Genomic DNA, 12,714 nt, shown 5'->3' with positions numbered 1-12,714 from the left:
ACGGATCTCAATGAGGACACTCCGCCGACCAGACTTCCCGGCACACCGCCGCCAAAGCTACGTCAAGAATTCGACCAGTGAGGCGTTAGGGGAGCGTCAAGATTCACGCGATCCAGTCCATGGCGGAAGTACATGGCGCCCTGACGGGCTTCTCCGGTCGGCTTGACGCTAAGCTTTGCATAGTGCAAAAAGGAGGGTGGCTTGAGAACCCGCTGACCGAGCTTGCTGAGAAGGGTGGTGTGCACCGATGAGGGTCGTCATCTGCGGGGCCGGAATCGCGGGGCTCGCTCTGGCCGGCCGCCTGCACAACATGCTCGGCTGGGAGGTCTTGGTCCTGGAGAAGGCGCCACAGCCCCGCACCGAGGGCTACATGATCGACTTCTTCGGCCCCGGGTACGACGCGGCCGAAGTCATGGGCGTACTGCCCTGGCTCGAAGAACTCAGCTACCCGGTCTCGGAGGCTGCTTTCCTCGACGGGGAGGGGCGGTGCCGCGCCCGGCTCCCGTACGGCCGGTTCGCCCGTTCCGTGCGTGGCCGGCTGCTGAGCATCATGCGGCCCGACCTCGAACTCGCCCTGCGGGAACGCCTGTCACTCGCCGTCCGCCTGCGCTTCGGCGTCGGCCCTGCCAGCGTTGACGCACGGCCCGACGGTGTTCACGTCACCCTCACCGACGGCAGTCGCATCGACGCCGATCTCCTCGTCGGTGCCGACGGCCTCCACTCCACGGTGCGCACCCTCGTCTTCGGCGAGGAACACCGGTACGTGCGCTACCTCGGCTACCACACGGCCGCGTTCACCTTCCGTGACCCTCAGGTGCACGCGCAGATCGGTGACCGCTTCTGCCTCACCGACACCGTTGGCAGGCAGATGGGCCTGTACGCGCTGCGCGACGACGAGGTCGCCGCCTTCACCGTGCACCGGGCCGCCGACCCCTCCCGCCCCGGCGACGTACGGGATGCCCTGCGCCGCGAGTACGGCTCGCTCGGCTGGCTCGTGCCCCGCGCCCTGGCCCAGTGTCCTCCGCCCTCCCGGATCTACTACGACCAGGTCGCGCAGGCCGACCTGCCCAGCTGGAGTCATGGGCGGGTCGTGCTGGTCGGTGATGCCTGCCAGGCAGTGTCCCTGCTGGCGGGGCAGGGCGCCTCTCTGGCTATGGGTGGTGCGTATGTGCTGGCCGACCAACTCTCCCGAGTTTCCCGGATCGAGGACGCGCTGCACGCCTATGAACGACTGTGGCGGCCCGTCATCAAAAACAGGCAGCGCGTCGCCCGCAGGGCCGCGCACTGGTTCGTCCCCGAATCATTGCGACAGGCGCGCGTCCGCCGGGCTGCCTTGCGGCTCACGGGACTTCCCGGCTCGCGCCGTCTTGTCGGTGGCGCGCTTGCCGGTAGGCGACAACCCTCCTTGGGGCAGTTCGCGGTGGTCCCGGCCTGGGTGAGCGCGGAGCCCGGCTCGGGAGTTGCAAGTCCCCGCCGCTCATGAACAGTTCGCGCTGGGCTGGGAAGCCCAGGAATCCCGGAGGGATCCACATGCAGTCACATCTCCCGCGCGGCCCTGGCGCCGTCACTGCTCACCTGCGCAGAGTCCTGGACGCCGCCGACTGGAGGGCTCTGGCAGAGGTCCTGCACCCCAACGTGAGCTGGACCCGGCCGGACGGGGCCCGCGCAGACTGCCGTGGCCGCTCCCACGTCCTGAGCCGTTGTGTCCGTCTCGACGCTCTCGGACTGCGTGTGCGGATCGAGGAGACCTTCACCTATCCGGCGGCCGTCGTACTCGGCCTGCGTGTTCACGGCCCGGCTTCCGTGGCGGCCGGAGAGGCCACGGTGTATCAGGTCTGTGAGGTCACGGCGGGCTCGATCATCCGCATCACGGGCTACACCGATCGCTCCGAGGCACTGCAGGCCGCCTACGCCGGTACTCCTGACCCTGGCTGAGATCGGTGACGCTCCCGGCCTGCAGCGCATCTGTGCACAGCCTTGCCGACGGGTCACCGAGTTGCTGGAGCCCACCTCGCCCAGAGCGAGGAAACCCTGTCCCAACTGTGCGAACTGCGCACCGTCGCGGGCGGCCCGGGTCTCCGTCGGCCTGAAGACGTGCGGAAGGGCGACGGAAGAACAGCGTTCCGGCCGCACAGCGACCGCAACCGCGATGTCTTGCGGCCTGTGATCGAGTACACGGACGCAGATCTCGGTTGCGCTGCCATCCCCGGCCTTCGGCTCGATCCTGTGTCGCTTCGCACAACCGCATCGGGCGTCAGTCGGCCGCCCAGCCTCGGCCGACAACGATGCGCGCCCACTTCTCGTCCCACTGCGCCAGCCGGCGTCGCTCCAAGCGGGCACGCGCGAACTTGGCTTCGCCGAAGGAGGCACCGGCCGTGCCCAGAGCCGCTAGCCAGTTCCTATGGCGACCGATGCCGTGCGGCGTGCTTCGTGCGTGGCTGCCGGACGATATCCAAGCGGTGTGCGCGAAGGGGAGGGGACCGAGCGCCTCGTCCAGCGCTGGTCGGGGGTGTTGCAGGACCGACCGGGGGCGATCGCAGTCGGCGGCGGACCCGGACTCTGGTTCGTCGGATGTTCGGGCGCCCGTTCAGTGCCGTCGACCGGAACCGGGACTACACCGGATTCCTCCCTGCTGGGAGGCAAAACCTTCCAGCTTCGCCGTGCACGAGCGGAGTGAGCATTCGGTCCCAGGCGCCCGGGGGAATCGGCTTGACAGTGCGTAGATGCGGGGGGACGCTGGAAACTATGGAAACGGAAGTGGTTTCTAAAGTTTCCCCGCATGACCGGCAGCGTGCCGAGGTGATCGTGGAGGCAGCTGGCCGGCTGTTCCTCACGCCGGGCTCCGGGCGGGTGAGTATGGACGACCTCGCCCGCGAACTGGGAATGAGCAAGAAGACGATCTACCGTCACTTCCCCGACAAGCGCAGTCTGCTGACGGCGGTACTGGACCGGCAGTTCGCAGCGGTGGAGCGCACTCTGGTGGCGGCTGCCGAGGATGCCGAAGCGCAGCCGTTCCGCGTGCGGGTGCAGCGATTCCTGATCGCGACAGGAACGGAGCTCGAGCGGATTGGCGCGGCCCAGCTCGCGACGGGACGGGGCGATGCGGCAGTGCGCCGGCACGTGGAGCAGCGCGTGGACGCAGTGGTCTACCGGCGGCTCGACGAGCTCTTCGCGGACGGGCACCGACAAGGGTTGCTCTCCGCGCCGCCCGAGCTGCTGAGCGAGATCACCCGCGGCGCGCTAGAGCGGCTGCTCACCTCGCAATTGCCGCGCGAAATGGACTGGACCGCGGCCGATCTGCTGCGGGCGACCGTCGACACGATGCTCTACGGGGCGATCCGCTCAGCAGACACCGGCATCGACAACAAACGACTGAGGGCGGTTGTGCCGACGGCCCGCGATGACGAACAGGAGGTGGGCCCATGACGGGGACAACCGGCAGGGTGGCCCTGGTGACAGGGGCCAGCAGCGGAATCGGCGCGGCCACCGCGCGTCTGCTGGCCGCACGAGGGCTGCGCGTGGTGGTCAACTACCTCCGCAGCAGCGAGGCGGCAGAACAGGTCGTGGCCGACATCGACGCCGCGGGCGGCCAGGCCATGGCAGTACAGGCCGACGTCCGCGAGGCAGTGGCGGTCGAGAGCATGGTCGATCAGGTCCAGGCGGCGTGGGGCGGCATCGACGTACTCGTGCACAACGCGCTCATCCCGTACGCGATCAAGCCCTTCCAGGACATGACGTGGGAAGAGCTGGGCGGCAAGCTCAACGACGAGATGCACGCGGCCTACGTGGTCACCAAAGCGGTCCTGCCCCACATGACCGAACAGGGCTGGGGACGCGTCATCTACCTCGGCACCGGCCTCAGCCGCCGCCCCCGGGAGGGCATGATCGCACTGGGCGCGTCCAAGGCCGCACTGGAAGGGATGGCCCGGTACCTCGCCCAGGAACTGGGCCCGCAGGGCATCACGGTCAACACCGTCGCGCCCGGCCCCGTAGAGGAGACCCGCCTCGCGGGTGTGATCGACGACGCGGTCAAGCAACGGCAGGTCGCGGCCACCCCCTTGGGTCGCCTGGCGCACCCCGCCGATGTCGCTCAGACGGTCGCCTTCTACGCGAGCGAGGACAGTACCTTCATGACCGGCACCACCGCCGCGGTCAACGGCGGAATGGCCATGTACTGACGCTCCTATGTCCAGCGCGGACGGGGCCGCGTTGTCCCTGACCGGCCGACCAACGGAAGCACTCATGTACACGATCGATCTCGCCTACGTCGGGCGGGGCCTGCACGAGGAACTGGTCGCCTACGTCGCCGACCAGGAGGACTACTACGCCGACGAGGGCGTCCACGTCGCCCTGCGCGACGGCTGCTCCTGGGACGACGAACGGCTGCGCCGCAGTGTCACCATCGGACTCGGCCGGGCACTGCTGTCCCGGCTGACCGACGGCATCCCCTGGATCGCACTCAACGTAAACACCCACAGCCCGTTGTTCTGGTTCCTCGCCTGCCCCGGCCTGACCTCCCTGACCGACCTGGCTGGCCGGCGGCTGGCGATACACGCCCCCCATACCGCACCCGGGTGCTTCGCCCGGATCGTGCTACGCCAGGCCGGACTCGACCCGGACCACGACGTGCGGACCATCGTCCGTCGGCCCGGCGACTACGGCATGGACCTCCGCCGGCTGCGCGAGGGCAGCATCGACGCCGCCTATGTCGGCAGCACCATGGCACCGGAGGCGGTAGCCGCCGAGCACGGCTGGCAGGTGCCGGCCTGGGTCGGCGACCACTTCCAGATCCCCACCGTGGGCGTGGCCGTCGACCCGACCCACACCGACCCGGACGACCCCGCCGTCCGGGCCGTCGTACGAGCCCACCAACGCGCCCTTCAGGTGATCCACGACGATCCCGACACCACGGTCCGGCACATGCGGACGTTCCTGGGCCGACACACCGAGGACGAGGTCCGAGCCCACTACGAGACGTTCATCGCACCGCACTACACCACCGACGGCCGAGCCGACCTCACCGTCGCCGACAGGGCGATCACCGCGGTCGCCGCCGAACTCGGCGTCCCGGCCACCGTCACAGCGGCCGAGTTCTACCGCACCGCAACCGGTCCGGAGTCGACCCCGGTTCGATGGAGCGTTCGGTGAAGCGCGCAGGCCCGTCCGCCGACAAGACGGTCCTGGCTCGTGCCCCAGTGCCGATGGGCGGCTGGGCTCAGGTTACGGCTGAGGGCCGGCGAAGGGACGGGAGTGCGCGCGTGCCGTGCGTTTGGAGTTGCCTGGTGACTTGGGTGAGGTCGGAGAGGAAGAGCCGGGCGAGTTCGGTGGTGAAGCCGGTGCGTACGACCAGGCGCAGGACTGAGACGTCCTGGCACGGCTTGGGGAAGGTGTAGGCGGGCAGGTGCCAGCCTCGTGCGCGCATGGCGTGGGAGACGTCGAAGACGGTGAACTCCGGGGTGTCGGGGGCGAGGCGGAAGGCGAAGGCGGGAAGCTCGGAGCCGTCCGTGATCAGCTCGTAAGGGGGCGTGTTCCGGATCTGTGCTGCCAGTGCGCGGGCGGTCGTACGGCACTGGTCTGCAAGGTTCCTGAGCCCTTCGAAGCCGTAGCGCAGGAAGTTGTAGTACTGGGCGACGACATGGGCGCCGGGGCGGGAGAAGTTGAGGGTGAACGTGGGGGACGTGCCTCCGAGGTAGTCGACCTCGAAGACCAGGTCCTCGGGGAGGGCTTCGGCGTTGCGCCACAGGGCCCAGCCGAGGCCGGGGAAGACGTGGCCGTACTTGTGCCCCGAGGCGTTGATGGACGCGATGCGTTCGAGCTGGAAGTCCCACATGAGGCCGGGGTCGAGGAAGGGTGCCACCAGGGCGCCGGAGGCGCCGTCGACATGCACGGGGATGTCGGTGCCGGTGGCGGCCTGGTATCCGTCCAGGGCCATGCAGATGTCAGCGACGGGCTCGTAGGAGCCGTCGAAGGTGGAGCCGAGGACGGCGACGACACCGATGGTGTTGTCGTCGCAGTAGGCGGTGAGCGTGTCGGGGGTGAGGTGGTGTCTGCCCGGCTCCATGGGGACGTAACGGGGCTCGACCTCGAAGTAGTTGGCGAACTTCTTCCAGCACACCTGGACGTTCGCGCCCATGACGAGGTTCGGGTGTCCGATGTCCTTGCCCTGTGTGCGCCGACGGGCCTGCCAGCGCCGCTTGAGTGCCAGGCCGGCGAGTATGGCCGCCTCGCTGGACCCGGTGGTGGAGCAGCCGCGGACCTGTTCCGGGTAGGGCGCGTGCCAGAGCCGGGCCAGCATCCGCACGCAGCGGTCTTCCATCGCTGTGATCTGGGGGTACTCGGCGCGGTCCGCGAGGTTCTTCTCAGCGGTCTCGGCCATGAGTTGCCGTGCTTGTGGCTCCATCCACGTCGTCACGAAGGTGGCGAGGTTGAGCCGTGCGTTGCCGTCGAGCATCAGCTCGTCCCGTACGCGGCGGCAGACGGCGTCGGGCGATGATTCCGCGTTGGGCAGTTCATCGGCTGGGAGGGAGAGGTCCTCGGCCGTGTGCTGGCGGGGGCGGGGGGACGTGATCAGGGTGTCGGGCGCTGTTTCCGGCACGATGCCGGTATCCGGGATGGGCATGGGAGCGTGTATGCCTTTCTGGTCCGTGTGCGAACCGCGTACATCTCGGACGCTAGATCCTCCTGGAGCCCGGCATATGTGCCGATTGCACCGATCCAGTGATCGATTTGCATACTAATGAGCTGGATTTTTCACGTGTCAATGCTGGTCATGGGTTCGCCGTGGCAATGCCGCTGGGGGTGCCGTCTTCTTGAGGCTGCGGCGAAGCGATACTCGCCCTGCAAGGTGGTGTCAGCCGCCGCCGAGTGCGTGGTGGCCGAAGATCTGAGTGCTGGGGCCGGCGAACGGGAGTCACCTGTTTGCGTGTCGGAGTGCTGTGCGCCGATGATCAGCCGGCGAGTACGGGTCCCCCGCCGGGCTGTCCACGGGCGCCACGATCTCGACGTGCCTTGCCCTCGCGCCCGGCAATCCCCTCGCGGCCGCGTTTCACAACAGCGGGGTCACGGATGGGTGCGGTAAGCGGTCTGACGCGAGGTGGCCTCCGGCGTCGAGCTGTCCCGACAAGCGTGTGGCGTCCGCTCGTCCGCAGCGTGTACATGACCTACCCGGAACCCTGCAAGCTGCCGAGGCGATATTCCACACGGAGTGGCGAATTGCGCGGACCGGCACCAACTGGGGCATTGCAAGGGGTGATCCTGGCTGAGTCGCGCCCTGCTGGTAGCGGGGAAAGCCGTGCTGTTCGCGTCGACCGGTGGTGTCGGCCAGGAGGGCTTGATGGATCGGGATCGCGACGCCGCGTGCGGGCGTGAGTCAGATGCCTGTGTCCCTGGTCGGACAATGGGTCGGGCGAAGGATTCAGTGGCACGGCGCGGGCGGTCTCCACTGGACTTCCGAATACGTTCCGAATACTATGGATCCATGACCATCGCAGCAGACCTCCCCGTGGCGACTCGGCGCTCCTCGGACCTGAGCAAGCACTCTGCCGAGGTCTTCGCCGAGGCCGAGGACCACCCCGTGACGGTGACCCGGCGCGACGGCGAGGCTCTGGTCCTGATGTCGCAGCGCGAGGCCGAGGGTCGTGCCCGCTTGCTGAACTTTGCCGCGCAGCTCATCACCGTCACCCTCGATGACCGCGGCTCGCTCGCCGAGCGGATGTCCAAGGCCTTCCCTTGGATGCTCGCGCTGTCGCCGGCCGACCGGGAGTCCTGCGCGCAGGACCTCGTCGATGCGGCGCGCGCGTCGTTCTCCACCGATCAGCCGCACCTCGCGATCGCAGAGCTGACCTCCTGGAAGGAGACGGCCACCGCCGTCGCGGCCGGGCTCAGCAGCGGCAGCGCCGGTCTGGAGTGGCTCGACGAGGATGAGACCGTGGAGCGTCCGTAGCCGTGGCGGCCGCCAGGAAGGGCGAGCTGGTTCCTCGCCCTCCTAAGAAGATCGAGTACGAGATCCGCTTCGCCACAGCCGACGCGCAGAAGGGGTGGCGCGACCTCGTCGCGACGATCCGCAACCCTATGACGGAGACCTGGGACTTCCTCACGCGGACGCCACTGTCCACGACGCCGACGAACTACCGGCTCAAGGGTGAGCTCGGCGTCATCGAGCGTGGCGGCGCGACCCATGAGCGGTGGCAGCACAAACCGACTGCGAAGGGCACCGCGCGCATCTGGTTCTACGTCCACGAGCGCACGGTCTTCCTGGAGCAGGTGCACACGAGCCACCCGAACGAGACGAAGTAGGCGCGCTTCGCGGCGTCGCACATCGTCGGTGAGCGCGCATCCGATTGGGATGATCGCCGTGTGGCTGCCGCAACCGGGGACTTTGACTTCACTTCGAGGGCGGCGCGGCCTTGGGAAAGGGCGACTCGCGCTGCGGCACTGGGTGAGCGCGAACGCGAGAGGAGCGTGAACGCACCCCGTGCCGCCGATGCCGAGTACCGCTCTCACGGCCCCCAGCCGTCCGGTGTGGCGCTCCGCGTCCACGACGTGCACTGGCCTGAGAGCCTGCCCGGCGCAGGATGGCGACGATCCGGTCGACTTGCGCTTGTGGCAGAGGAGGCGCGCCCTCGGCCTTGGCAGCTCCCGCCTTCCGGAGGTCCTCGAGTACGACCGGAGAGGCCGGGTGGCGCGGCCATCGTGTTCGCGAGGCGCTCTGATTGTCGGCGTGCTCTACGCTCACGGTCGTGCGTGCCGAGCGTCGAACTGACCGTGGTACATCGCTGCTGTTCTCGGCTGTGTCGCCTTCGATCCCTGCATCCTCAAGGACGGTGTCGAACAGGGCGGGGTACTTCCCATCGCGGTCGCGGATCATGAACCGGGCCCGGCAGCCGGCATCCTCGAGATCCATGACGAGGTTCCTGGCGGCCTGCGCCACCCAGGAGGCGGTCGGGTGCGCGGTGGCACCCAGGACCCGGATCCGGCGGGTCGCGTGCTCGATCACCGCGAACACGTACAGCCGCGCCCCGGACAGGGTGACCGCTTCGAAGAAGTCACATGCCAGCAGGGCATCGGCCTGGGAGCGCAGAAAGTCCGTCCAGGTGCTGGAACCCCGCTCGGGTGCCGGGTCGATCCCCGCCTCCTTCAGGATCTGCCATACCGTGGAGGCGGCCACCTGCACGCCCAGGACGAGCAGTTCGCCCTGCACTCTCCGGTAGCCCCAACCGGGATTCTCCCGGGCCAGACGCAGCACCAGGACACGGACGGAGCGCACGGTGCGGGGCCGGCCCGGCCGGGAACGGGCCGCGTCCCGACGCGCGAGCAGGTCGCGGTGCCACCGCAGCACCGTATCGGGGTGCACCAGCAGCCGCACCTGGCGCAGCACGCCACGCGGGAGACGGTGCAGCAGCGCGGCCAGGAACGCCCGGTCGCCCGGGCGAACCGCGCCCTCTCCTTGCCGAGTTGGCGTTCCAGCACCATGAGCTGATGGTGCAGGGCGAGGATCTCGATGTCCTTGCCGTGGTCGCTCATAGGCAGCACGCGCAGCATCGCGAACGCGTTCGTCACAGCGAGATACGTCAACCGTTCTGTCTCCCTCATTGGTAACACGTTGAGTTACGGGAGGGTCCCCCAACCCGAACGCGGCGGTGACCTACTTCGGTCCCCGTCCGGTCAACCGACCGGCAGTCCACGTCAGCCGGGCGGATTCCCACATAGCGGGCTACGAGGCGGGGGGATCGGCACGGTCCGGAGTGCCCGTTCGTCATATCCTTCACTTGACCCGGTCGCTCATATCCCGGCGACGGCTGGCCAAGCTCCATCGCGCTCCCGGAGGAAACCCGTCCGGCAGCACCTCACGGGTCCTGATGGTGGCGCAGCCTTCGCCAAGGCCATGGGCATCGCCGCCCCGCAGATCGGCATCGCCTGCGCCGCCGCAATCGTCATTGCGGGTGCCGATTAATCATCCGGCCTGGTCAAGCCGCATGTTCGTACTCACGTAGGGTTCCACCCAGCCGGTCCCGTCGGCGCACCTCCAGGTGCCTGCTCGTCTCTGGCACGCTGATCGGTTCGGGTAGCGGGCGGAGCGGAGCGGCTTGCTTCAGCGTTCCGTGCGGCCGGCGCTGGTTGTAATGGGCCTCGAACTCCCGGAGTGCGTGGAGCAGGTGGCTCCGGTTCCAGATCAAGGTGCGGTCGAGGAGCTCCCTGCGGCAGGTCTGTATCCACCGCTCCGTGAGCGAGTTCATTCGGGGTATCCGGATGCTGGTGGTGACGACCTTCAGTCCTGCGTCGGCGAGCAGGTCGTCGAAGGCGGCCGTGAACTTTGAGTCGCGGTCGCGGATGAGGAACGTGGCCTTGCTGCCCGCGTCCTCGAGGTCCATGAGGCGGTTGCGTCCGAGCTGGACGATCCACTGCGCGGTCGGATGTGCCGCGGCGCCCAGGATCCGGATGGGTCTCGTGGCGTGCTCGATGACCGCGAAGACGTACAGGCGCGCGCCGGTCAAGGTGCGGGTCTCGAAGAGATCGCAGGCGAGCAGTGCGTCGGCCTGGCTGCGGAGGAAGTCGGCCCAGGTCGTGTTCTGTCGTTCGGGTGCGGGCAGGATGCCGTGCGCGCGGAGGATCTCCCAGACGGTGGAGGCGGCGACCTTGACGCCGAGAGCCGCGAGTTCGCCGTGGATCCGGCGATACCCCCATGAGGGATTCTCCCAGGCGAGGCGCAGGACGAGGGTGCGGATCGAGCGGACGGTGGGCGGGCGGCCGCGGCGCTTGGGCACGCAGGCCGCAGCATGGCGTCCCTTGAGAAGGTCACGGTGCCATCGCAGGATGGTGTCTGGACGTACCAGCAGCAGGAGGTGCCGCAGCTTGTCCGTCGGGAGGTGGTGGAGCAGGCCGGAGAGGACGGCGCGGTCGGCGGCGGTGAACGTGGGTTTGCCGACCTGACGCTGCAGGACCAGCAGCTGGTGGCGCAGCGCCAGGATCTCGATGTCCTTGTCGCGGTCGCTCATCGGCAGAAGGCGCAGGAGTGCCAGGGTGTTGGTCGCGGCGAGTAGGTCAAGCGCAGCAGCACGAAAGAATCATGATGGTGTACGCGCCTGTGCACGTGAAGAGACTGGGTGGGCTGGGGCACGACCAGAGATCGGCGGTCAAGGCCGCGACCCGGGCGGATGATTTCTCGGCACCCGCAGCGTCGACCGGCCGGATGTTCTTGCTTGCGTCCGGCCGGTCTCGCGGCCTGGCCAGGGGGTCAGTGGAGCTGGTTGAGTGCCTGTTGGAAGGCGGCTGCGTGTTTGGCCTCGTCCGCGGCGGTGTTGCGGAAGTAGGCGGCGGCAGCGGTGTCACTGGCGGCCTTCGCCTGCTTGGCGAACCCGGGGTAGATTGTGGTCGCCTCGGCACGCTCCCCGGTGATGGCCTTGTTCAGGTTCTCCTTCGTGGTGCGCACCAGTCCGGCCAGTACGGCCTCGCCGGCGAAGTGCTCGTGCAGCTCCACTGCCGCTGTCCCTTCCCACAGGCGGGCCAGTGAGGGGTTCCCGGCCTTCTTCGCCTGCGCTGCGAACAGCATGTACTTGGCGTAGGCGAGGGCCTCGCCGTGCATCGCGGTGTCCAGGTTGGTCTTGGTACGGGCGGCGTGCACCTTCGGCAGCCCGGCGGGCACCGGCACCGTCTTGGCGTTCTGCGGAGCCGGGATGGCGCCTTGGCCGGAGTTCACGACGTGGAGGGCCGTGCGGAAGGCGTCGCGGTGGCGGCCCTCGTCCGCGGCGATCTCCGTGAACAGTGCGGCGGCGTTCGTGTCCCCGTCCTGCCGGGCCTGGTCCGCGAAGCCGCGGTACATGACCTGGTGCTCGTACGTCTCTCCCTTGATGGCCTGGTGCAGGTTGGCCGCGTTCGTGCCGACCACGCCAGCCAGCGTGGCCGCCTCGTGCAGGTGCTCGTTCAGCTCGGTCTGCGCCGTGGTCCCAAAGAGCCGCCCGACGGCAGGGTGCGTCTCGCGGTCGGCCTGGGTGCCGAAGAGACTGTAGGAGGCGTAGGCGAACGCCTCGCCTTTCATGGTGGTGGTGAGGTCCGTGAGCGTCTGGGCGCGTAGCGCCCGGGCAGCTTGCACCTGTGGGTGGGGGCAGGCCGGGGCGGCGAGGGCCAGGGCGGGGGCCGCCTGGGATGCCGCGGTCAGCGCGCACAGACCGGCCAGGAGCGTTCGTATCGAGTGGCGGAACACGACTTCCTCCTCCGGGGGCCTCTTGAGTGACAGCGCCCCCTTCCTCATAGGACCCGTTCGGGTGCACCCATGCCGTGTCTGCTGAGCTGTCCGGGTGATGACGGAGCGTGCGGGAGATCCATTGGTCCCATGCGGTGCCGGGCATGGTGGCGGAGGATGGATGAGAGCCGGGCAGGCGGCCCGTAGAGCCTGACTGGTGAGGAGGCGGGCATGGCGAAACCGGTCGTCGCGGGGGTCGACGGCTCACCGTCCAGCCTGGACGCGGTCGAGACGGCGGCATACGAGGCGGTGTTGAGCGGGGTCGGCCTACGGCTGGTGCACGCCTTCGGGTGGCCGTCGATCCATCCACCGCCTGGTGGGCCTCCTTGGAGTCCGGCCAGGGCAGGGGTGCGCGAGCTGGTGGACGGCACGCTGGCCGACGCCGAACAACGGGCACGCGAGGTCGCGCCGCACGTGGACATCACACGCGAGGTCACCGTCGGCGAGCCGCTGATGGTGCTGGAGATCGAGTCGCG

At 68.6% G+C, this 12,714-nt stretch carries 10 protein-coding genes and 2 pseudogenes; 8 read left to right on the top strand and 4 right to left on the bottom strand.

All coding sequences use genetic code 11. The features are described 5' to 3' along the window. Positions 1-247 precede the first annotated feature (247 nt). The 5 genes from AV521_RS34725 (at position 248) to AV521_RS34705 (ending at position 5,148) form a co-directional block, all read left to right on the top strand. Positions 248-1,483, top strand: a complete 1,236-nt coding sequence (locus AV521_RS34725; protein WP_076094241.1) for an FAD-dependent monooxygenase — start codon at positions 248-250, stop codon at positions 1,481-1,483. 47 nt (positions 1,484-1,530) lie between these two features. Continuing rightward, positions 1,531-1,935 carry a nuclear transport factor 2 family protein gene (locus tag AV521_RS34720; RefSeq protein ID WP_076094239.1) on the top strand — a complete coding sequence of 135 codons (405 nt, stop codon included), beginning with the start codon at positions 1,531-1,533 and terminating at the stop codon, positions 1,933-1,935. 810 nt (positions 1,936-2,745) lie between these two features. Continuing rightward, the gene (locus AV521_RS34715) at positions 2,746-3,426 is read left to right on the top strand and encodes a TetR/AcrR family transcriptional regulator (protein ID WP_079249537.1); all 681 of its coding nucleotides are present in this window, start codon (positions 2,746-2,748) and stop codon (positions 3,424-3,426) included. Then, complete coding sequence (locus tag AV521_RS34710; protein ID WP_076094237.1) at positions 3,423-4,178, top strand: SDR family NAD(P)-dependent oxidoreductase; 756 nt, start codon at positions 3,423-3,425, stop codon at positions 4,176-4,178. The genes AV521_RS34715 and AV521_RS34710 overlap by 4 nt, the downstream gene beginning before the upstream one ends. A 64-nt stretch (positions 4,179-4,242) precedes the next feature. Continuing rightward, positions 4,243-5,148: an ABC transporter substrate-binding protein gene (locus AV521_RS34705; RefSeq protein WP_076094236.1), complete on the top strand. Its 906-nt coding sequence runs from the start codon at positions 4,243-4,245 to the stop codon at positions 5,146-5,148. Between the two features lie 67 nt (positions 5,149-5,215). On the opposite strand, the gene AV521_RS34700 is transcribed toward AV521_RS34705, so the two are convergent. Beyond that, positions 5,216-6,619 carry a glutamate decarboxylase gene (locus tag AV521_RS34700; RefSeq protein WP_076094234.1) on the bottom strand — a complete coding sequence of 468 codons (1,404 nt, stop codon included), beginning with the start codon at positions 6,617-6,619 and terminating at the stop codon, positions 5,216-5,218. Between the two features lie 858 nt (positions 6,620-7,477). Here AV521_RS34700 and AV521_RS34695 point away from each other — a divergent pair. Beyond that, a complete protein-coding gene (locus AV521_RS34695) occupies positions 7,478-7,942 on the top strand; it encodes a prevent-host-death protein (protein ID WP_076094232.1) in 465 nt (154 codons plus the stop codon). Between the two features lie 2 nt (positions 7,943-7,944). Next, positions 7,945-8,295 carry a hypothetical protein gene (locus AV521_RS34690; protein WP_076094230.1) on the top strand — a complete coding sequence of 117 codons (351 nt, stop codon included), beginning with the start codon at positions 7,945-7,947 and terminating at the stop codon, positions 8,293-8,295. Positions 8,296-8,797: 502 nt separating this feature from the next. Here AV521_RS34690 and AV521_RS34685 read toward each other — a convergent pair. From AV521_RS34685 to AV521_RS34675, 3 genes and pseudogenes are all read right to left on the bottom strand, one after another. After that, positions 8,798-9,591, bottom strand: a pseudogene (locus AV521_RS34685) (integrase); the annotation flags it as partial. Between the two features lie 374 nt (positions 9,592-9,965). Further along, positions 9,966-11,056, bottom strand: a pseudogene (locus AV521_RS34680) (integrase core domain-containing protein). A 177-nt stretch (positions 11,057-11,233) separates the two neighbouring features. Beyond that, a complete protein-coding gene (locus AV521_RS34675; protein WP_256725787.1) occupies positions 11,234-12,199 on the bottom strand; it encodes a ferritin family protein in 966 nt (321 codons plus the stop codon). Between the two features lie 210 nt (positions 12,200-12,409). Here AV521_RS34675 and AV521_RS34670 point away from each other — a divergent pair. Beyond that, on the top strand, positions 12,410-12,714 hold a 305-nt coding region (locus AV521_RS34670), incomplete at its 3' end, for a universal stress protein (RefSeq protein WP_179023610.1).

Source organism: Streptomyces sp. IMTB 2501 (genome assembly GCF_001953885.1).
Lineage (GTDB): Bacteria > Actinomycetota > Actinomycetes > Streptomycetales > Streptomycetaceae > Streptomyces.
This window is presented reverse-complemented; position numbering and strand designations above follow the sequence as displayed.

Coding starts and splice junctions, on each gene's coding strand:
- AV521_RS34725 (WP_076094241.1), top strand. CDS start 248: ATGAGGGTCGTCATCTGCGGGGCCGGAATCGCGGGGCTCGCTCTGGCC.
- AV521_RS34720 (WP_076094239.1), top strand. CDS start 1,531: ATGCAGTCACATCTCCCGCGCGGCCCTGGCGCCGTCACTGCTCACCTG.
- AV521_RS34715 (WP_079249537.1), top strand. CDS start 2,746: ATGGAAACGGAAGTGGTTTCTAAAGTTTCCCCGCATGACCGGCAGCGT.
- AV521_RS34710 (WP_076094237.1), top strand. CDS start 3,423: ATGACGGGGACAACCGGCAGGGTGGCCCTGGTGACAGGGGCCAGCAGC.
- AV521_RS34705 (WP_076094236.1), top strand. CDS start 4,243: ATGTACACGATCGATCTCGCCTACGTCGGGCGGGGCCTGCACGAGGAA.
- AV521_RS34700 (WP_076094234.1), bottom strand. CDS start 6,619: ATGCCCATCCCGGATACCGGCATCGTGCCGGAAACAGCGCCCGACACC.
- AV521_RS34695 (WP_076094232.1), top strand. CDS start 7,478: ATGACCATCGCAGCAGACCTCCCCGTGGCGACTCGGCGCTCCTCGGAC.